Source organism: Paenibacillus sp. FSL E2-8871 (genome assembly GCF_038000345.1).
Taxonomy (GTDB): domain Bacteria; phylum Bacillota; class Bacilli; order Paenibacillales; family Paenibacillaceae; genus Paenibacillus_AQ.
Map to the genome: position 1 here is coordinate 2,760,138 of NZ_JBBOBV010000001.1, position 20,976 is coordinate 2,781,113.

At 44.3% G+C, this 20,976-nt stretch carries 20 protein-coding genes and 1 pseudogene; 4 read left to right on the forward strand and 17 right to left on the reverse strand.

What is annotated here, in order from left to right:
- Nucleotides 1–11: 11 nt before the first annotated feature.
- The 5 genes from NYE25_RS12715 to NYE25_RS12735 form a co-directional block, all read right to left on the reverse strand.
- On the reverse strand, nucleotides 12–1,961 hold the full coding sequence (locus tag NYE25_RS12715; protein ID WP_341052509.1) for an ABC transporter permease: 1,950 nt from the start codon (nucleotides 1,959–1,961) through the stop codon (nucleotides 12–14).
- Nucleotides 1,936–2,706, reverse strand: a complete 771-nt coding sequence (locus NYE25_RS12720; RefSeq protein WP_076300832.1) for an ABC transporter ATP-binding protein — start codon at nucleotides 2,704–2,706, stop codon at nucleotides 1,936–1,938. The genes NYE25_RS12715 and NYE25_RS12720 overlap by 26 nt, the downstream gene beginning before the upstream one ends.
- An 85-nt stretch (nucleotides 2,707–2,791) precedes the next feature.
- On the reverse strand, nucleotides 2,792–3,790 hold the full coding sequence (locus NYE25_RS12725; RefSeq protein ID WP_341146040.1) for a sensor histidine kinase: 999 nt from the start codon (nucleotides 3,788–3,790) through the stop codon (nucleotides 2,792–2,794).
- Nucleotides 3,787–4,488 (reverse strand): response regulator transcription factor, encoded by a 702-nt coding sequence (locus NYE25_RS12730; protein WP_341052505.1) that lies wholly within the window; start codon nucleotides 4,486–4,488, stop codon nucleotides 3,787–3,789. The genes NYE25_RS12725 and NYE25_RS12730 overlap by 4 nt, the downstream gene beginning before the upstream one ends.
- A gap of 769 nt (nucleotides 4,489–5,257) precedes the next feature.
- Nucleotides 5,258–6,052 (reverse strand): TIGR00266 family protein, encoded by a 795-nt coding sequence (locus tag NYE25_RS12735; RefSeq protein ID WP_042190589.1) that lies wholly within the window; start codon nucleotides 6,050–6,052, stop codon nucleotides 5,258–5,260.
- A 485-nt stretch (nucleotides 6,053–6,537) separates the two neighbouring features.
- On the opposite strand from NYE25_RS12735, the gene trhO reads away from it, so the two are divergent.
- Nucleotides 6,538–7,434, forward strand: coding sequence for an oxygen-dependent tRNA uridine(34) hydroxylase TrhO (trhO, locus tag NYE25_RS12740; RefSeq protein WP_076300830.1), 897 nt, complete (start codon nucleotides 6,538–6,540; stop codon nucleotides 7,432–7,434).
- 783 nt (nucleotides 7,435–8,217) lie between these two features.
- Here the strand turns inward: trhO and NYE25_RS12745 are convergent.
- The 6 genes and pseudogenes from NYE25_RS12745 to NYE25_RS12770 all read right to left on the reverse strand — a co-directional run.
- Nucleotides 8,218–8,889, reverse strand: coding sequence for a YitT family protein (locus tag NYE25_RS12745; protein ID WP_341146041.1), 672 nt, complete (start codon nucleotides 8,887–8,889; stop codon nucleotides 8,218–8,220).
- Between the two features lie 317 nt (nucleotides 8,890–9,206).
- Nucleotides 9,207–9,707, reverse strand: a complete 501-nt coding sequence (locus NYE25_RS12750; protein ID WP_042190595.1) for a Crp/Fnr family transcriptional regulator — start codon at nucleotides 9,705–9,707, stop codon at nucleotides 9,207–9,209.
- A gap of 269 nt (nucleotides 9,708–9,976) precedes the next feature.
- Nucleotides 9,977–11,905 carry a PTS fructose transporter subunit IIABC gene (locus tag NYE25_RS12755; protein WP_341146042.1) on the reverse strand — a complete coding sequence of 643 codons (1,929 nt, stop codon included), beginning with the start codon at nucleotides 11,903–11,905 and terminating at the stop codon, nucleotides 9,977–9,979.
- A 38-nt stretch (nucleotides 11,906–11,943) separates the two neighbouring features.
- Nucleotides 11,944–12,855 (reverse strand): 1-phosphofructokinase, encoded by a 912-nt coding sequence (pfkB, locus tag NYE25_RS12760; protein ID WP_149646710.1) that lies wholly within the window; start codon nucleotides 12,853–12,855, stop codon nucleotides 11,944–11,946.
- A 146-nt stretch (nucleotides 12,856–13,001) separates the two neighbouring features.
- Entirely contained in the window at nucleotides 13,002–13,538 is a 537-nt protein-coding gene (locus NYE25_RS12765; protein WP_316502925.1) for a DeoR/GlpR family DNA-binding transcription regulator, read from the reverse strand.
- A gap of 54 nt (nucleotides 13,539–13,592) precedes the next feature.
- Nucleotides 13,593–13,775, reverse strand: a pseudogene (locus NYE25_RS12770) (DeoR family transcriptional regulator); the annotation flags it as partial.
- Between the two features lie 309 nt (nucleotides 13,776–14,084).
- Between NYE25_RS12770 and NYE25_RS12775 the strand changes: the two are divergent.
- The gene (locus NYE25_RS12775) at nucleotides 14,085–14,372 is read left to right on the forward strand and encodes a hypothetical protein (protein WP_149646708.1); all 288 of its coding nucleotides are present in this window, start codon (nucleotides 14,085–14,087) and stop codon (nucleotides 14,370–14,372) included.
- A gap of 206 nt (nucleotides 14,373–14,578) precedes the next feature.
- The gene (locus NYE25_RS12780) at nucleotides 14,579–15,688 is read left to right on the forward strand and encodes an AI-2E family transporter (RefSeq protein ID WP_076300786.1); all 1,110 of its coding nucleotides are present in this window, start codon (nucleotides 14,579–14,581) and stop codon (nucleotides 15,686–15,688) included.
- A 93-nt stretch (nucleotides 15,689–15,781) separates the two neighbouring features.
- On the opposite strand, the gene NYE25_RS12785 is transcribed toward NYE25_RS12780, so the two are convergent.
- From NYE25_RS12785 to rnhA, 3 genes are read right to left on the reverse strand one after another with little or no spacing between them, the layout of a single operon-like run.
- Nucleotides 15,782–16,186 carry a hypothetical protein gene (locus tag NYE25_RS12785; RefSeq protein WP_042190609.1) on the reverse strand — a complete coding sequence of 135 codons (405 nt, stop codon included), beginning with the start codon at nucleotides 16,184–16,186 and terminating at the stop codon, nucleotides 15,782–15,784.
- 31 nt (nucleotides 16,187–16,217) lie between these two features.
- Nucleotides 16,218–16,886, reverse strand: coding sequence for a uracil-DNA glycosylase (ung, locus tag NYE25_RS12790; RefSeq protein WP_076284675.1), 669 nt, complete (start codon nucleotides 16,884–16,886; stop codon nucleotides 16,218–16,220).
- Nucleotides 16,887–16,930: 44 nt separating this feature from the next.
- A complete protein-coding gene (gene rnhA / locus NYE25_RS12795) occupies nucleotides 16,931–17,593 on the reverse strand; it encodes a ribonuclease H (RefSeq protein ID WP_076284676.1) in 663 nt (220 codons plus the stop codon).
- A gap of 310 nt (nucleotides 17,594–17,903) precedes the next feature.
- On the opposite strand from rnhA, the gene NYE25_RS12800 reads away from it, so the two are divergent.
- Nucleotides 17,904–18,476, forward strand: a complete 573-nt coding sequence (locus NYE25_RS12800) for a hypothetical protein (protein WP_042190616.1) — start codon at nucleotides 17,904–17,906, stop codon at nucleotides 18,474–18,476.
- Nucleotides 18,477–18,532: 56 nt separating this feature from the next.
- Here the strand turns inward: NYE25_RS12800 and NYE25_RS12805 are convergent, their stop codons facing one another.
- From NYE25_RS12805 to NYE25_RS12815, 3 genes are all read right to left on the reverse strand, one after another.
- On the reverse strand, nucleotides 18,533–19,105 hold the full coding sequence (locus tag NYE25_RS12805) for a type 1 glutamine amidotransferase family protein (RefSeq protein ID WP_341146043.1): 573 nt from the start codon (nucleotides 19,103–19,105) through the stop codon (nucleotides 18,533–18,535).
- Nucleotides 19,106–20,218: a hypothetical protein gene (locus NYE25_RS12810; RefSeq protein ID WP_341146044.1), complete on the reverse strand. Its 1,113-nt coding sequence runs from the start codon at nucleotides 20,216–20,218 to the stop codon at nucleotides 19,106–19,108.
- A 279-nt stretch (nucleotides 20,219–20,497) separates the two neighbouring features.
- Complete coding sequence (locus NYE25_RS12815; protein ID WP_341146045.1) at nucleotides 20,498–20,965, reverse strand: hypothetical protein; 468 nt, start codon at nucleotides 20,963–20,965, stop codon at nucleotides 20,498–20,500.
- Between the last annotated feature and the right edge of the window lie 11 nt (nucleotides 20,966–20,976).

The window sequence follows — 20,976 nt, forward strand, 5'->3', positions numbered from 1 at the left end:
ACCCCCATTATTCAGATCAAGTTCTTCTTCAAGTTGCGTAAATAACGGCTGCGAATAAAAAAGAAGTAAAGTCCCTGGACAGCCAAATATCCCAATAACACCGCCCCGGTCTCCACAGCAATAGATAAGTAAAACAACCGCTGAAGCGCAATAAAGGCAAACACACTATGCAAAATGGCTACCCCAACCGGAACAAAAAACAACAACGACAATTGTATCGTTACAATTCGGTTTAGCTCTTGATCTGTAAGTCCCATTTTGGACAATGTAGAATATTGATGACGATCATGATCTAGATCTGTATAGAGCCGGAAGTAAAGGAAGCTGCCTGCTGCAATGAAAAAGACAGTACCCACCAGTAAAGAAGCGAATAGCATCGTGTTGTACAATGTTCTCTGTATTTCAAACAGCGTGCCGCTAACAACAATCGCGTATGGCGAGTTACTTTCATAGGACCGTTTCCCTTTATGAGCAAGATCCGCCGCTATACCTACTGTTCGCGGGAAGTCATCCATGTAAAATCCTGTATACAAATCGGTCTGTACGGGATGAATAGCCTTGTAAAGCTCATCGCTAATCACAACACCACTGAAATCTCCCCCATCCCTTCCATCCAGCTCCGGCAATAGATATTCGGCAATCGGAACATGCTGGGTATAACCCATTTCTCGAATGGAAAGACCTTGCTTCAAGGTATATACCGGCTTTACTCTACCCGCTTGCAGACTCCGGTCTCGTTGCGAACCGATCATCACCAGTCCTTCATCTCCACTTAGAGGCTGCTCATCCGTCGTAAACCCTGCACGAAGCAGAGCAAGCTTATAATCACTGTAAGCAATCAAGGGAAGCCTTAACGTGCGATCTGGCCCGGTCTGAGATTCCACCTCTGCGTATTTAATCGGAATACTAAGTGTCTCATAGGGTAAACCGAGCGTTGTAAGCTCTTCCTTAATTTCGTCCAAATGCTGATCAAAAGGATCCTGCAATTGATTGCCTTTGGCTACATAACCAACTGCTGCGGGATAGTCCAATTTCAACTCTCTGGAAAGCGTATGGATCGATGCGAATACTCCCACTGAAGTAAAAGAGACTGCGGATACAATCGTCACCATAAAAAACATTCGGGCATTCTCTTTCCAGCGGTAAGACAAGCCCGATAAAGTAATGATATTCGTGTGGTTCCAATACAGGCGCCGGATCGCCTTAAGTAGTTTAACAGTGTAAATACTGAGCTGAGTATAAAAGAGATAGGTACCCGCAACCGTAATTATAACGACCGGGAACATCACCTTTTCAACCGAAGCCGCTTGTGCTGTAGCCGCCATAAAATAGCCCGTTAACAGCAATAAAGCAGACAGTATAGATAACACCAAGGAAACTTTAGGTTCCTCTTCTGCTTTTCGTTCTCCCTGAAACAGCCGCATCAGTGATTCATTCCCAATAAAGAAGAACGTGCTTAGCGAGATTAGAATAAATAACAGCGCAAAGCTACATATCGTTAGTACAAGCGCCTGCCATGGAAGATGAAACGTTAAAAGAGGTATCCCTAGAAAAGTAGATCCGATCATCAAAAACAACTTGCCCAGAATTAACCCTAGTAAAGTACCTGTCAGGATGGCAGAGGTGCCGATCATCATATTTTCCAAAAATACCATCATGTTCAGCTGTCGCTTCGTCATTCCATGCATCAATAAAATCCCAAACTCCATCTTACGTGACTGCAGGAATGATCCGACCGATACAAGAACGAACAAGGAGCAAAACACATAAATAATGGCTTCTGCCGCCATCATTGTATGAGCAGCTGTACTATAAACCAAGCTCTTAGAAATATCCGGATGGTAAATAAACAATGCGCACACAAAAAAGATCATCACTGAAAAAGCACTGACGACAAAATAAGCCGCATATTTACGCTTGTTACGTGTAACATTCCTATAAGCGAATTGCCGAAAGGTCATGGCTAGTTCCCCCAAGCAGAGACAACATATCAATGATACTTTGGAAGAAGGCGCCTCTGCTGCTCCCCCTGTACATTTCACTATAGAAACGTCCGTCTTTAATAAAGATGACTCGGTTACAAAAGCTCGCAGCCACTGCGTCATGTGTGACCATCAGCACGGTTGCCCCTTCTTCCTGATTCACCTCTGTCAGCATATTCATGACTTCACCTGAAGCTTTGGAATCCAGATTCCCTGTAGGCTCATCTGCTAAAATCAATGAAGGACGATGAATCATCGCCCGGGCGATGGCGGTCCGCTGCATCTGTCCACCTGAAATCTCGTATGTCCTTTTTTGCAGCAAATGCTCAATGTCCAGCATACTTGCTACTTCTTTCAATCTGCTCTCCATTTCCGTAACACGGACACCAGCAAGCGTGAGAGGCAGCACAATGTTCTCCTCTACAGTGAGCGTATCCAGCAGATTGAAATGCTGAAAGACGAAACCAAGCTCATGGCGGCGAAAGAGTGCCTTTTCTTTTCTGCTAAGCAGATTGGGATCTCGACCGTTGATCAGAATCTGACCGGAGGTCGGCTGGTCGATGGTGGCGATCGTGTTGAGCAGTGTTGTTTTTCCACTCCCCGAAGGTCCCATAATGCCAACAAACTCCCCTTTTTCAACAGAAAAACGAATATGATTCAATGCCTGAGTGGACACTTTACCCTCATATATTTTTGATAAATTATGAACATCTAGAATGGGCAAGTGTTACCTCTCCTTCTTTCGACTGGATTGCCTTCATTATACAAAGTGTATACACAGGCTGCCATTTCTCTAACTTACAATGACCTTACATTTTTGTAAGGTTGGACTCCCTAAACACTATCCGCACGGTCGTGCCCTTACCTTCTTCTGAGCAAATGCTCACCTCGTGACCAAGTTTTCCGCAGATCTGTTTCACAAGATATAGACCCATCCCCGTGGATTCTTGAAAGGTTCGTCCATTCACACCTGTAAAATAAGGATCAAACACACGCGGCAGATCACCTGCTGGGATGCCAACTCCTTCATCTCGTATCTCCAGTACTGCTCTCTTTTCTTCTTGTATGTACCCATGGAAATATACATGTTTGCCGACTTCCGTCGTATAACGTATTGCATTCGTAATTATCTGCGTAAGCACAAAACTTAGCCATTTCTCATCTGTGGTTACAACGATTTGCTTATCAATTTTAATAGTAGGAAATATACGGTTACGTATGAACAGACGCTTCTGCTCTGAGGTCACGCTACGTACGAGGGTTTCCAAATCCAAACGTTCCACGTAAAAATCATGCTCAAAAGTATCTAACCGAGCCGTGTAAAGTACAGTGTCCAGTCCTTTTTTCAGACGGTCTAGTTCATCACCTATCGCCGTAAAAGGCGGTCCGTCTTTATCTTGAATCATCAAATGGATGACAGACAATGGCGTCTTCATCCCATGCACCCACTGATTAATAAAGTGAATATGTTCTTCCAGCTTGTGGCGGTAGCTGTGTAAATCATTTTTGTAGAGGCGGAATTGTGACCCTAGTAGTCCTCGTAAACTCACGGCAAGCGGAGAATCCTGTAATGGACCGCCAGCTTCATCTAGAGAGGTGGGTACAGTCTCCAGTCTTTCATAGAACGTACGATTGCTGATATACCGATAAGCGAGGTAGCCAAGCAGCAGACAAGTACTGAGAAGAGCAGCGTACAGACTAACACTCACACCACTGCCCCCATCCAGCCGATATACTAGTGTGATCAAGATGAGCTGTGCTAGATAGACAACAATTAAAGGGATCTGCTCCCTTAAAAATAGCTTCAATCCTCATCCCCCCAATTCGGAATCAAGCGGTAGCCTTGACCTCGAACGGTTTGTAGACCGTCCGTAATCTCAAGAGAGGCAAGCTTTTTACGTACACGGGTGACATAGACATTAAGCGTATTCTCATCCACAAAGGCTTGATCATCCCAGATTTTTTCGAGCAGTCTGTCGCGGGTAACGATAGTTCCAGACTTTTGCATCAGCTCATCTAGTATCTTGGCTTCCGTGTGACTTAAATCCACCTTGGCTTCTCCTCGAGTAAGGACTAGTCGCTCCACATCCAGTGCCATTCCGGCAACGGTTAGGGTACGCTCATTGTTGCTTCCCGCATAGGTACCGTAGGCGCGTCGCAGCTGGCTTTTGATTTTGGCCATCGCAATTTCGTAATCAAAGGGCTTCGTAATATAATCGTCGGCTCCGTTCTCCAACGCCATCACCTGATCCATTTTGCCATCGCGGGCAGATATAAAAAGGATAGGGCAGGTGGAAATCCCACGAATCTGGCGGCACCAGTAATACCCATCGTATTTTGGCAAATTAACATCTAAAAGAACCAAGTGCGGAGCGAACGTCTCAAACTGAGTGCGAACACGCTCGAAATCATTCACAGCCTGTGTTTCATATCCAAACTTATGTAAATAATCCTGCAGCAGAGCCACCAGTCCACGGTCATCTTCTATAATAAATATTTTGAACATATCATGCCTCCGGTCACAGCCTTAACATTATAGTACGTGTTCAAAAAGTACGGTTTTCAGCACCGAGAAGATTGGATGAAGGTAGAAACTGAGGAGCGGAGCGTAGTGGAAGCTACGTGAGCACCGGAAATTTCGCCTGAATTCAATATTCGATGTCGAATAATCTTCTTGAAATACTTCGTGATCAAAAGCGGACTTTTTGAACAACCTCTTATAAGGGCTTTGCCAAATAATATATACATCGTGGACAGGGTTAGTCAAATTGTTAGGGAGATTGTATGATAGATCATCAGCGTAAAGCTAGGCAGGTCGCCAAGCGTAACGTGAGGCAAATCGTCATGCCTAACGCGAGGTAGGTATTTGATGGTTATGAATTAAACTATCCCAAGCCCAACCTCTAAAAAAGACCCGTGAATGAGCATAATCATTCACGGGTCTCACTATATAGTTAGTTGCAAATACAGTAGCGGTGGACATCACAGAGTCGATAATTCAAACGTCGAATGGTAATATCACATCGAACATAAGTAACTAATGTCTTGCTGAAGCAATTAGAAATGGATCCGGCCATTTCTACGGGATTTATACCGTTCTTTTGGCTGGATCCACTCAATCCGTGCAAATCTAGGGCATTTTTCCCCCTCTTTCGCGCTATTCGGGCCAACACGCACAAGAAGGGTATTTCTGTCCTTGTCTCCCCCTAATAAGCCACTCGCTAAAACCGCTCATTCTGTGCCTCGAATGTTCTACCCATCAAACTCGCCCTAATCTATCTGCCATCCAGCAGATTGCCGAGTCCCCCAAGTACGCTGCCTTCTTCTTTGCGTCCGCTGTTACCAGCTGCGGACAGAATGCGGTCAGCCATACGGCTGAACGGCAGTGACTGCACCCACACCTTGCCGGGTCCGCGCAGTGTGGCGAAGAACAGGCCCTCTCCGCCGAATAGCGCGGTTTTGACACCTTTTACAAACTCAATATTATAATCCACGGAAGACGTCATAGCGACAAGACAACCTGTGTCCAGCTTGAGCGTCTCTCCCGGCTGTAGTGTGCGTTCCATAACGTAGCCGCCAGAGTGTACGAATGCAAGACCGTCGCCCTCCAGCTTTTGCATAATAAAGCCTTCTCCACCAAAAAATCCGGTGCCCAGCTTGCGCTGAAATTCAATACCGATCGAGACGCCCTTCGCCGCACAGAGGAATGAATCCTTTTGACAGATCACTTTTCCAGCGTATTGCTGAAGATCGAGCGGGATGATTTTTCCTGGATATGGAGCAGCAAAGGTGACACTTTTTCGTCCATAAGAACCGCTATGTGTGAATACGGTCATGAACAAGCTTTCCCCTGTCAACAGACGCTTGCCCGCACCCATCAGCTTACCCATCAGTCCGCTTCCGCGCGTCCCCCCACTACCATCACCAAAGATCGTCTCCATCGTAATTTCCTGATCCATCATCATGAAGCTTCCAGCTTCGGCAATTACACTCTCTCCGGGGTCAAGCTGCACCTCCACACACTGAATTTCCTCGCCCATAATGACATAATCAATCTCGTGAGCACTCATCCCGCAGTTCCTCCTTATTATTAAAGTCACCATGTGACTCTTCGAATGAAAATTAATACGCGCGTTGTGATTAACGGTTTCGCCAATCATAACTATCCATGTTATTCGCCTATATCCAGCAAAAAAAGTCAACCAAAATTCTGGCTGACCTTAATAGTAGTATCCCCGAAAAATGCAGTTTATACCAGCCGACAAAACGACTACATCCAACAGGATGAATATAGTACCTACTTTGACTCCTACATCCACTGATCAGCAGCGGCAAAATATCGTCTCCTCCACTCGCGCCGACACTTCGCAGACTTCCCCCATAGATAGGTATGATGATTCAGACATATTCATTGCGCTGTTTTCCTTACTAATATCCAAGTTTTAACCATTACCGATTCAAGAGTATCTTTTTCAAGTCTTGATAATATGTTACAATACTTTTTATACTTAAACGTTTATTTAGTAGTCTAATTCTAATGATAAAGGTGAAAAGAATGAAACCACAATCGGAATATGCAATTCTGCTATACTATAAATTTGTAAAAGTGCCGGATGCAGAACAATTCGCTCAGGAGCATTTGGCTTACTGCAAAGAGCTTGACGTAAAGGGACGAATTCTCATCTCAGATGAGGGCATTAACGGGACACTGTCCGGTACGATTGCCCAAACCGAGCAATACATGAAGGATTTGCGCGCAAATCCGCTGTTTAGCGATATCGTCTTCAAGATCGATGAGGCTGATGGTCATGCCTTCAAAAAGATCTTCGTTCGTTATAAAAAAGAACTCGTGACGTTCCGGGTCGAGGATGAACTGGACCCTAACGTGATCACCGGAGAGCATCTGGCGCCTAAAGATTTCTATGAAATGATGCAGCGCGATGATGTGGTAATTCTGGATGGTCGTACCGGCTACGAATTCGATCTTGGTCATTTCCGCGGTTCCATCCGCCCTGAAGTAGACAGCTTCAAAGAATTCCCGGACTGGATTCGCGAGAATATGAGCGAGCTAAAAGATAAACCAATCCTAACCTACTGTACAGGCGGAATCCGCTGCGAGAAATTAAGCGGGTTTATGATGAAGGAAGGCTTCCAGCAGGTGTACCAGCTGGATGGCGGCATTGTGACTTATGGTAAAGACCCTGAGGTACAGGGCCAACTGTTTGATGGAAAATGTTATGTCTTCGATGAGCGGATCTCCGTACAGATTAATCATACCGACGAGGATATCATTGTTGGTCGTTGCCATCACTGCGGTCAGCCAGCTGACCAATTCATCAACTGCGCCAACGATGCTTGCCACCTTCAGCATATTTGCTGTGAGGACTGTGAAGCACAGCACAGTGGTCATTGCTCGGACGAATGCGAAGCTATCACGAATGCCGTGGGCTAAATAAAGATGGTGTACAGGATTATCACTGTGCGCCATCTTGTTTTATAGAGAAACACAAGAAAAACGCCTGACGTCGTCCTTGAGGTAGAGTTACAAGCTGAGTACATCCGTAATTCCATACTCGTATCCATATACACTTTCGTAGTGAGGTTCCGCTTACGGACCGAATGGCTTTATTTCGATGAAATGAGCACATATATTAGGGACGGTCCGTATTGCGCTTATTCCCTAATAACAAGCCCCTTCCCGGGTGATCTGGGGCGAATAACAGCGCTGGCTCATTTACGTTACCGGCGGCACATTGTATTCGGTTTTTCGCATACATTTGGCTCGTTTACGTTACCGGCGGCACATTGTATTCGGTTTTTCGCATACATTTGGCTCGTTTACGTTACCGGCGGCACATTGTATTCGATTTTTCGCATACATTGGCTTGTTTACGTTACCGGCGGCACATTGTATTCGATTTTTCGCATACATTGGCTCATTTACGTTACTGGCGGCACATTTTTATTCGGTTTTTCGCATACATTTGTCCGTAGGCTCGACTAAAACATGCATTTCGGAGGATATAAGGTCCGCTCGGTTTTTAGAATCTGACGGATGACTCCTCGTTTATTTCATGTCTCCTGCTTCTTCACGTTCACCCCTCCTTCCTTTTTCTTCGGAGTTATCCACATTTTTTTGTATTGTATAATTTCCTAAACAAAAAAAGTCAACCAGAAATTCTGGCTGACCTTAAATATAGTATATCCCCGAAATAAGCTGTTTATACAGTCTTATTCATATTACCGTACCATCATGTGGCTTACGCAGCGTAGACTGAATCTTTGGCGCCTTCACTAACTTTGGTTTACCTAAAGAGGTTGTAAAGGTGATCACATAACCAGCTACAACTACCGCCATCACCGTATACAACGTTTCTCTAACAGGCATATAAAAGAGTGATAATGCCAGAACGACTACGTCCAACATGATGAATACTGTACCTACTTTAATTCCCTTCCATTCACTGATCAGCAGCGACAAAATATCGTCTCCACCACTTGCGCCGCCGCTTCGCAGAATAATTCCCGCGCCTAAACCTGTCAGTACGCCAGACAAAAGAGCTGCTAATGCCAAGTTGCTCTGCAAGTTGATGACCAAACCGGAATAACGTTCCATGAGTCCGTAAAAGATTGTAAAAGCTCCTACAGAGACAAAGGTGTTGCACACGAACGCTTTCCCTTTGAACATCCATGCAATCAAGAGTACTGGAACGTCTAGAAGCAGAGTTGAAATTGAAGGTGAAATTCCTAATACATATTTGCCGAGTAGCGATAATCCTACGAATCCGCCCTCAGACAAATGGTTCTGAAAATTGATGTGATAATAAGCAAATGCAAGCAAGAATGTTCCAAACAAAATGACTGTCAACCGGAGCAGTACATTCACTCCGTAATTGTGGTTCCTCATACAGGTCTCCCCTTATCGTATATGGCGGCTAAACGTCCCACCAACCTCTACGACGGGTAAAACCGGAGGTATTGCTCCTTCGCATATATATACTCCTTCCCCTCGCAGAGGCGGTTCGTCGAGTAACAACGGTTCACGCACCTTCTACAGGGAAGCTAAGTATAAGACAGATCATAACGTTTCCAAATCGTCCTTTGGGGAATCGTCCTTCGGGGACACATGGTATCCTGATCCTTTCTGTAATTTAATAAGTTCTGAATACATTATACCACGGAGATCCCCCACTCTAAACACTTCGCTATAAAAATAGGCAGGAATCACTCCACGGTACGCAACAAACGATTGACTGTTTCGCGTCTCACACCGATTAATTGTCCAATTTCTTCCTGTGTCAAAAGCTCTGTTAGCGCTGCGCCATGAGAGTAGTCATTGAACCAACGGGTTAAGAGCTCCATACGTTCTGCGGGTGTTCCAACAGTAAGGTGATCTAGCCGAGTCTGCATAAACCGTACCTTCTCCTGAAGAAGGATGGCGATTTCCATCGCTCGACCTGGCTCATCCCGTACCTGTTGATACCATTCCGCTGAAGGAACTGCCTCCACCTCGCTCTTCATCATCGCAACCGCTGTTCCATGCGCCTCCTTTGGCGAAATGAGTGAATGATGGGGAACCATCTCACCAGGATACAAGATGTTGAATAACACCATGTTCCCATTTTCATGAAGCCTTGTTACCTTGAACAGCCCATTTTTCACCTTATATAAGAATTCGCAGCTGTCCCCTTGACGGAACAAGACCTCCCCCTTGTGCAGTATCATCTCGCTCGCTCCTTTGCCCTCTTGTTATATATATTTTCAATTATACAAAAATAAACCTCAATGAAGGAGATTATTCTCGCAAGGGTAGAGGGGCATGCGTGGTCAAAGTTTGAAGAAACGCCTTCGGCTTCCTCTTAGGGACGATGGATCGCTTCTGCGAAAAATAGAAGGATAGTTTTTAGCGTAAGCATAAAAATTCTTATATTTCAAAAAACTGCCGAGCACCAGAAGAAGCGTCTGGCACCCAGCAGTTCAAATTATTTATTTTATTACTTTGCCTCAAGAGGTTTCTTCCATAATCCGAGCATTAATCCGGAAATAACAGATCCGATCAGAACGGCCAATAGGAACAACAACGCATGACTCGAAAGCGCGGCTACAAAGATCCCACCATGCGGTGCTGGAACGTTGATATTCCAAAACTGAGTGAGTCCACCTGCTACGGCTGAACCTAGGATACAAGAAGTCAGGACACGCAGTGGATCGGCAGCAGCGAATGGAATCGCCCCTTCTGTAATGAACGATAAGCCCAATACATAGTTTGTTAACCCTGACTTACGTTCTGATTCTGTAAATTTGTTCTTAAAGAAAGTAGTAGCAAGCGCTATTGCAAGTGGAGGAACCATACCGCCTGCCATTACAGCCGCCATCATGAATCCGTTAGTATTTCCACTGGTAGTGAATACCCCGATGGCAAAAGTGTAGGCCGCTTTATTGAAAGGACCTCCCATATCAATAGCCATCATTCCACCGAGAACGAGACCCAGAATGACTGCATTAACGGTTCCAAGATCGTTAAGCCAATTAATGAGTCCTACGTTCATCCAGCTAAAGATCGGATCGAACAGGTAATACATCAATCCACCGGTTATCAATAGACCAAATACCGGATATAACAGAATCGGCTTTAATCCGTCGAGCGTTTTTGGCAGACCTGCAAACAGTTTGCGCAGACCGATAACAACATAACCAGCCAAGAAACCTGCAGCCAGACCGCCGAGGAATCCAGCGTTGGAATTCAAGGCCATGTAACCGCCAACCATACCTGGCATCAGGGCTGGACGGTCACCAATACTAATCGCAATAAACCCAGCAAGAACCGGAATTAGGAAATGGAAGGCACCATCACCGCCACCAATCGTCTGCAGCAGCTGGAATAGAGGGTGATTCTCTCCACCGACTTGTTCAATCAGGAAGGAGATCGCCAGCAGAATACCACCACCGACTACAAACGGCAGCATGTGAGAGATACCGTTCATCAAGTCCTTGTATATTTTACTGCCGATACTGCCGGATTTCTCTTTGGACTCTCCTTCATTACCACTACGACCTTCATTATGGTAAATCGGTGCATCGCCGTTCATTGCTTTGCGAATGAGCTCTTCCGATTTGCGAATACCGTCACTAACCGGTCTTTGCAGTACTGGCTTACCATCAAAACGGGCCATTTCCACTTGTTTATCTGCTGCCACAATTACACCACTTGCACGCCGAATTTCATCGGGTGTTAAGACATTTTTGGCACCTTCTGAACCATTTGTCTCTACACGGATATTAACTCCCATTTCCAGAGCCTTCTTCTTGAGCGCATCTTCAGCCATAAAGGTATGCGCAATTCCTGTAGGACAAGCAGTAACAGCTACGACGAATGCTTGGGAATCTGGGTTGCCGACGATTAGCTTTTCAGGATCTGACTTCTTGACAGCTTCAGCAGCTTCGCTCTCTTTCTCCTTGGCTTCTCCTTCCGCCTGCTTCGCATCGAACAAGGCGGATACCTCATCTGGAGTTCGGGTATTCATCAGCTGTTCAATGAATTCACTATCGATCAACAGTCTGGACAGCGAGGCCAATGTACGAAGATGCATGTTGCCCGCTCCTTCTGGGGCGGCAATCATAAAGAAGATCCGAGCCGGCTCATCATCAAGTGATTCGAATTCGACGCCCGTCGCACTCTTAGCAAACACAACTGTCGCTTCATTCACCGCTTTAGTCTTGGCATGTGGCATTGCGATACCGCCACCAATCCCAGTACTGGACTGCTCTTCACGCTTCAGGATCATCTCTTTAAATAGAACAGGATCATTGATACGACCACTTGCGGCAAGACTGGCAATCAATTCATCAATTGCACCTTCTTTAGTGGTTGCTTTTAAATCCATAATCATTGTATCTTTTATCATCAAATCCGTAATTCTCACATCTTCCAACTCCCTTTAGTACTTTGAATGCTGTTAGCTTACACTTCTGAGATGTTGATCAGCGGTCTCAGCTGCTCAATGAATTCTCTATCTGCCAGGTCATCAGAGAAAGCTGTTGCGCTACCTGAGGCAACACCTGCACGGAAAGCTTCCATTAAATCTCCAGTCAAAGAAAATGTGCCAACGAATCCAGCGATCATAGAATCGCCTGCGCCTACAGAATTCTTCACTGCTCCTTTTGGAGCATTGGCGTGGTATACCCCCTGTTCCGTAATGAACAAGGCACCTTCACCAGCCATTGAAACTAACACATGCTTCGCGCCAGCTTCGAGCAGCTTGCGACCATAAGTAATAATTTCTTCCTTAGTCTGTATCGTAACGCCGAATAGCTCTGCAAGCTCATGATGATTAGGCTTAACGAGCAACGGCTGATGAGGGAGTGCCTTTTTCAGCGCTGAACCTGTAGTATCAATGACAAATTCGGCCCCTCTTTGCTTGCATACAGATATCAACTTGTCATAGAAATCAGCACCCAGTGAAGGAGGAACACTTCCGGACAATATCACAACATCGCCTGTATTCAGAACAGCCATCTTCTGTAATAATGCCTCTGCCTCCGTATCTCGGATGATGGGCCCTGCACCATTAATCTCCGTTTCCTCTCCATGCTTAAGCTTGATATTAATTCGGGTATCATCAGAAACAAATACGAAATCACTTGAAATCGACTCTTTCCGCAACCATTCCTCAATATATCGTCCAGTGAATCCACCAAGGAAGCCTATAGCTTTATTCTGAACCTCAAGCTGATTTAACACGCGTGATACGTTGATCCCTTTACCTCCAGGAAGCTTCAAATCACGTTTCATCCGGTTCAAGCCACCAAGTCTCAAATCTTCAACTTCCACGATGTAATCGATGGAAGGATTAAGCGTTACTGTATAGATCATAATTATCCCTCAATTATTTTGGTTTTCTAAGCCATAGATTACCGGCTAAACATGCGGCAAATGTAATTTCTCCTAACGATCTTACAATGATTCCATACCACTCAAATTAAGACATTTTCTAACCGTAGAACATCCTCCACCTAAGGTCATACCAGCGAGAAATCTACGCCCATTTGCGTAATCTCACGGATGAACTTTTCAGACGCACCAGAATCAATAATGCAGTGATCCATTTCCGTCACGTCGGCAACCTTACAGAAGGATACTTGACCGAGCTTGCTATGATCAGCCAGAAGAATTACTTGCTTCGCAACCGAGATCATCTTACGTTTGGTCGCTGCTTCAAGCATATTAGGTGTAGTGATTCCTTCTCGTAAGTCTAATCCGTTGGTTGCAAGAAAGGTTTTATCAACTCTTACCATCTCTAAAGAGCGCTCTGTCATCGGTCCTACAAAAGCCAATGTATCCGGCCTTAACATTCCGCCTGTAATCGAGACTTCTATATTGCGACAATCCCGCAGTTCATTAAGCGCCATAATCGAATTCGTAATGACTTTGATATTAGAAAAAGCCCTCAGCTCTTTGGCAATCTGTAGCGTTGTGGTTCCAGCATCCAGCAGAATAGCATCGCCTTCCTGAATCATCTCTACGGCCTTGCGTGCTATCCTCTGCTTCTCATCCAATAATCGATCTTCCTTATCTGGATAAGTCGCCTCAAAGTTAACACTCTGCAGGGATACTGCCCCGCCGTGCGTTCGTTTCAGCAACTTGGCTTCTTCAAGCTCTTTCAGGTCACGGCGCACAGTAGACTCAGACACGCCCAGTTCCTGACTTAGCTCCTGTACCGAAGCTCTTGAATTCTTTTCCACAAAAAGCACGATTCTTTGTTTTCTCTCTTCCTCAAACAACATCGTGGTTCGCTCCTTTAAGTTACAGTGCTATCCCATTTATTAAATGCGCTTATCTTTGGAAATCCATGACCATTATTTGATTATATATGACTGTTATTGATCATTTGTGCTCGTTTATGATTTTAACAGCGTTTTCATCATCTGTAAAGCGCTTTAACATTAAAAATGATACTCCGGCAAAATGTAATAAATGGAATGATTTCATGCTTTGCTCAAGGTGAAACAAGCCCATAAGAAAATTACATACCAATTGCCTATCTCCTCACTGATGTTTAAAACATATTAATACTACATATAGGAAAAAGCGGGTGATCAGAAATGGCCAACGGAAGAAATAACAAAAAAATGGGCAGTAACAGCAATGCTAAGAGTAACGGAAATAGTAATGGAAATAACAACGGGAACGGTAATAGTGAGGAAGCAGCAGAATTAAGTGCTGAAGATTATGAAATCATTGCTGCCGCACTGGCCACTTTAGGGGAATTTTTTGCTTTTTTATCTCTCGTCAAGGCAAGACAAGTTACGAAGGAAACCGGAGGCGAGGTTAAAGTACCAGAAATATTCACCCTTTCCACAAAGAAACCTTCTAGACGGAAGTTAAGATGATCCACAAAGCCCCCGAGCGATGAGCGATTTATATGATGATGTTATGGTTATGTGTTGTGAACAACTTACTTGGCGTAGCCTCAGTCATAGGGTCATCCTCCACGGATATGCCAAGAACTACCTATAGGAGAGTAATCCATTCTTTTGAATCAAGTCATGTGAATTAGGGTTATTAAACTACATAGATTATATTTTGAACTTGGGGGATGTTCCTATTGCAACAACAGAAGTATTTTCGGACAAGTCTTGCTATTATCGCTTTTTTACTTATTTTGTACTTGGGCTCCAAAGTAATGTTTCTATTCGCACCACTGGCTGCCATTATCAGATTATTACTCGTTCCCATGGTACTATCAGGTTTCATGTACTACTTATTACGACCGTTAGTAAGAGTTCTTGAGAAAAGAAAATTAAACCGGGCATTCTCCATCCTGCTCATTTATTTCTTGTTTGCTGGATTGTTTATTCTCTTCTGGGTTCTAGTCTGGCCGACACTGCAAGAACAAATTCAGAACTTTATTGATAACACGCCTTACCTTGTTCAGGGATTACAGGATCAGTTCAATGCTTTAAGGGATAATCCCACACTCTCACGCTTTTTCCAAGGGGACTCCGACGTAGCTGCCCGTATATCAGAATATCTTAGCGAGGCTATTACTTGGGTGACCAATTCGATGTCCAATTTGATCGGCGTAGTTTCCAGCATTGTTATTCTAATCGCTACCTTGCCCATCATTTTGTATTACATGCTAAAAGATGACTATAAGCTGTCACCAAAACTACAGGGCTTAATCCCTAGAAAGTACCGTAAAGAAGGCAAAGAAATGTTCGGGGATATCGACAGCGCACTGAGCAGTTTCATCGTCACACGTGTGGTGCTAAACGTCGTACTCGGTATTATGTTGTATATCGGTTTCCTTATCATCGGATTGCCTTATTCACTGCTGCTCGCAGTAATTTCAGTACCGCTCAATTTCATTCCTTATGTGGGTTCTTTCCTTGCGGGAGTACCAGTAGTTATTGTTGGATTCATTGAATCACCCACGATGGCAATATGGTCGCTGGTCGTCATATTCATTGCACAGCAAATCCAAGATAATGTACTCTCACCGATCATTTACGGAAAATCATTAGATGTGCATCCACTGACCACGGTCCTTCTTGTTCTTATAGGTGGAGATTTCTACGGTATTATTGGTGTGCTTATTGCGCTGCCCGTCTATATGATTGCCAAAATTATTTTTCTGCGAGTGTATGAGATTATTGTTGCAGATCGAGAGGAAGAGGCTGAGCCTCTCAAGCATGAGAATCTATAGCACTTACGAACTGAATGAGATTCCATAAATAAAAAAAGGTACATCTCCAATTGGAGATGTACCTTTTCGTGCTTCTTTATAGGATTACTGAAATTAACCTCGCAAAGAACGAACTACAAAAATATGATTGCCTTTCATAAGGTTCTGTCCATCCTGAAGTGTAACTGAACCTTTGGTATGCGAAATGATGGTCGTATTCAGAGCAATCAGCCGATCTTCTTTCCAAACACTTACAGCCGATTTAAAATATACTGCATTATCAAATTGCTGCCGTTCCCTCATCACATAACCCACAGAATGCAAGACTGGAGGCAGTGCTCTTTCTCTAGGAGCCAAAGCTTTGATGACCACAATATCCCGAAATGGCACAGCAATTTCCTGATGACCGATGACCGCTACAGAAGCGGAAAGATCCCATTTGCGCAGAATGCCTTTCATGATCGTGTAAGGTTCGTCCCCGCAGTACATGATAACCGGTTTACCAACCCAATGCTTCATTGCTCCCTCCCCCTTCCCAACATCCCATTAGTTATATGTCCGAAATGAACCAATCGATACCTTTCATTCCCTTCGACTCCAAAAACTGATTGACCTTCGAAAAAGGACGGCTACCAAAGAATCCACGATACGACGAGAGCGGACTCGGATGTGGAGACTGAATAACCTCATGACGACTTTGGTCTATGAAGGCACCTTTTTTCTGTGAATGACTTCCCCATAAAATAAACACCATCGGCGTAGTTCTTTCATTTAACTTCTTCATTATGGTGTCTGTGAATGTCTCCCAGCCTAGACCTTTATGAGAATTCGGCTCTCCCTCACGTACCGTTAGTACCGAGTTGAGCATAAGCACTCCCTGTTCTGCCCATCGCAGTAAGGATCCGTGGTTTGGAATTGGTACACCGATATCCTCCGATAGCTCCGTATAAATATTACGCAGTGAAGGCGGTATACGCACCCCCGGATTTACCGAGAAGCTTAAACCGTGTGCTTGTCCCGCTCCATGGTATGGGTCCTGTCCCAAAATAACAACCCTTGTCTCACTATAAGGTGTATGCTTTAACGCCGTGAACAGTAATTCTTTTGGCGGATAGACTGTATGTTCCTTATATTCACTTTCCAGATTAGCCATTAGCTCCAGAAAATAGGGCTTTTGCATTTCATCTTGTAATATCTCATCCCAATCGTTGCCGAACATCCCCAATTCTCCTCCTCTAGCCGAAACCCAGAACCTTACTGTAACTATTTCCGACCATAATCTGCTTTAATTTCGCCCCACTCTTTAGTCTGCCACTTAAGCACTTTATTGTCATATGTATTGGTTTGCAACCAACGTTCTGCCCGATCAATAAGTACCCATATTTCCTCTGTTGAAGCATCACGTGGCAAGGTTGTCGCTACTTTCTTCTGCTTTACCCACTTCATTGCATTCACAGAGTCGCTGTAGACTGTCTTATTACTTCCCTCTTTCTTCAGGAGCGCCAAGGCATGCACAATCGCTAAAAACTCACCTAGATTATTTGTGCCCTTCTTGATCGGCCCACAAGAGAAGATAATATCTCCGGTTTGCGTATCCACACCCTTATATTCGACTGGACCCGGATTGCCACGAGTTCCAACATCCACAGAAATGCTGTTGTAATCGATCTCCGCTGAGGTCTCCACTGTAGCGCTTCGTTTAAAAGAACTTGTCCCCTTGGACTTAGCCGCACCGGATGCTGATGACCCTGTTCCCCAATTACCTTTCCAGCCCGCTGTGTATGCCGCATCTGCCGCCGCTTTAGATTCATACGATTTATATTTGGCTCCGGTATAGTGATCGGTCTGCGCCTGGCATTCCGCCCAAGTGCTATAGACTCCCGGCTGCTTGCCTTCCCATACTACATAATATTTCTGTTTAGCCATTGGTACAGCTCCTTTTTTCACCTTAACTTATTGTAATCCAAAATGCTTCTTCATCAAAAGAAGAATGTTATTTTTCGTGAATTCCTTCGAATAATTCATATTTTCCAGGTCATACTATACGCCAGAGATGTCCAGGCCTATATTACCATTTGTAGAATGATCGGTAAATATTATTGTGTACTCAAGCAGAAAAGTCTTCATCGTCTCTCAAGGACGGTAAGCGTTTGTGCTTACACCACATTAATACTAACTAATCAGTCTATATTAAGCTCGTAGGATATCAGTACAATTACTCAGGGAGGTTATACAGATGAGAAAGATAGCAAGCGTAGCCGCAGTATTTGCAATTGTGCTGTTGGTCGGATGCGGAAACTCAACCAATAACAATGCCAATGTTACCCCTACCGCCACAACTACACCTGGTAACACCAATAACGCTGGCAACACTAATAACACCACTGATGCTGTAACCTCAGCGTCGGTAGTGGATAATGAAGAGGCCTTTAAAAAGGCAATCAGTGCGGACGGTACTTGGATTGCTGCTACGCTGAAAGACTTAACCTTCACCGAGGATCTCGTGCTGGACGGGCAATTCACGAATAAAGATGAACCTGCTCGAAAAATCGCTCTCTACACACAAGATGCAGAGCACAATATTACTAACTCCTATAAACTAACTGCACCAAAACTTACGATCAAAAGTAAAAACGCCCGTATTCAAGGCGGCACATTTATTGGTGATGTATACGTCGAAGCAGATGGCTTCAGTTTAGTAAATGCAACGGTTGAAGGGAATGTTTACTTCGCAGATGCTAAGTATCAATCCACCTTCGATACCTCGGATCAAGGAAAAGTAACGGGTGTTACAGAAGTGAAAAAATAAGTAAAAAGGTGCTCTCAAGTCGATAAGACCTGAGAACACCTTTTTTCATGACTTCATTATTCTTGATAAAACCCATTTTTGAAAAAGTTATACCATCCATCGATTTGTTCTAATGGCATAACCTTTAACTTCTTCAAGACTTCTCTTGTAAATTCCAAAGAAGCCGTACCATTAGCAGTAATGATATCCTCACTCGAAACGGTCTGTTTTTCTAAAAAATTTGCGTGTCCTTTATAATTAGGAGCGAACTCTTTTAAGTAATCTAATGAATTTCCAGTGTGAGGAATCTCATCTAAATAGCCACGCTCTGCCAAAAAGGTTGATGCGTCACATATAGCCGCTATAGGAGTTCTATTCTGAATACAACTTTCAATCACTGGAGTAATCGCTGAATTATCTTTCCAGCCTGTACCCCCAATTAAAATTAACATTTCAAACTGGGCGGGTAAACTATCTATAGTATAGTCTGGAATAACAGTAAATCCGCCCATAGATTGTACATTGTCGCTATTTAAAGAAACTGTCTTAACTTTGTATTCACTTTCTGGCTTGTTTAGTTCAGCACTTATATAGCCAGCTTCCCAATCTGCATATCCATTAGAAATAAAAATCAATACTTCTTTTTTCATTTACTGATCCCCCTCAAGTTTCAACAACGTATCTGCAACTTCCCGCCCGTTAACCAACAGTACAATCCGATGTTCCCCGGGATAATGACGACGAGTGGTTAAATCCGCCCAGCGATGCGTCCGTTTGCCTGACAGAATTGTACCCCCAGGTACTGTTTTATCCGATAGTAAGAAAGATTTACGAGAGGTTCGACCTGTAGCCTTCACGAAATAGATGCCATATTCTATTCGAACACGGGCAGGAGTTCCTTCACAAACTTGAAGTTTGTATTGTAATTCAGAGTTTTCTCCAATTCGCAATTGGGTAGGATCAATCGTTATAGAAGCACTCGTTATGAGTGGTGTTGCTTCGTCTGCTTGCTCCGCATATCCGAATAAAGCCATAATCTCCGGATTAGCTTTACGGATTAAAGAACGACAACCATGCCGCACAATCCAGTCTGTGAGGGGATCTATACCTATCCAGCGGCGAGCTGTCTCAAGTACCACCTCCGGGTGATCCTTCGCAATATCGTTCAAATGGTTAGCCACGCTCTTGCGCACATATAGGGAAGAATCCGCCTTAAGCTGCTCAAGCACAGGCAGCACAGGGGCTGGATCTAGCTTAAACATGGGGAGAGCCTGTCCCCATGGAAGACGAGGACGACACCCCTCACTTGCTAACCGGCGCACATGCTCATCGGGGTGCTTCGACCATACTAACATTTGCTCCATCATCCGCTCCGGTTCACGCAAGAGAAACGGTCTAACCGCAAATTCTGCTGACGACTTCGGTGTGAACCTTTCCAGCGCCTGCATAGACAGCTCCCAATGCTCAGCCCCTTGACCAAATACCTCTACAAAATCTGGAAAGATCAAGTATGGAAATCCCACACAATCCTCAGTAATAGCGAACAGAATCGCCAGCGCTTCCTCATAAGGAAGCTGTAAATGACTTCCCAGTGTCTCCGTAATCCGCCGCATCCTTGCCTTCAATTCGAGCGTATCCCAAGGTTCCGCCACAGCCGAAATTACAAATGCATCAGTGTCGAAAACACTATGTACACTGCGAATCTTTTCGCCAAAACCATGCAGAAATTGTTCATTGTACATCGCTTTTAAAGGTTCAGCCATTGTGTATCCCTCATTTTCTTCTATAAATCATCAGAAATTAATCTGTTATGAAATCGTAGCACACCCAATTTGACAACAGTGTGTCAACTTCGGCTATTCCCTAATCTAGAACATTAACCTGCCTAGTATCGAGATTAATCATTCGACTTCTCGTATCATTACGCGAAATATAAATAGGTTGTCCGGTAGAGTCGATCCAATATGAGATGGGAATCGAAATTCCACAATTTCGGTAAGATCCGTCAGCATGGCTTGTCCCAATAATCATCGTGTTATATTTCACAGCAATCCTAGTGGTTTCTCGATCCATAATTCAAATTGTTCTTCGCTGAACATGCCTACCCCAATCGGATGTGCGATGAAATCTAACGACTTAGCCTGTCCTTCCAAACCAACGTATCCTTGCAGAAGCTCAACACACAGCAAATAACCAATACTGAGGCCATCCGCTTCCGCAACTGACGGGCGATACAGCTGTTCATCCATCGGCGATTTGGCTCGTTCCAAAATGATGTCCCCAGAAGGATGAATCATTAGCGCTCTATCCTTGTTATTGCTGTTCCTATATCCTGTAATGATCAGCTTTTTATATGTTTTGGCAACTTCACTTAAGGTCTTTACACTGGCTTCATCTGCTACATAACCTTCTGGATACAACACCGCGTCAAAAGAATCCTGTCTGCTCATTTCTTTGAGCAAATGCTGCAAATGTGGTTCGTGATTAGGTTGCGCTACGAGTAATCTCATATTTCCCCTCC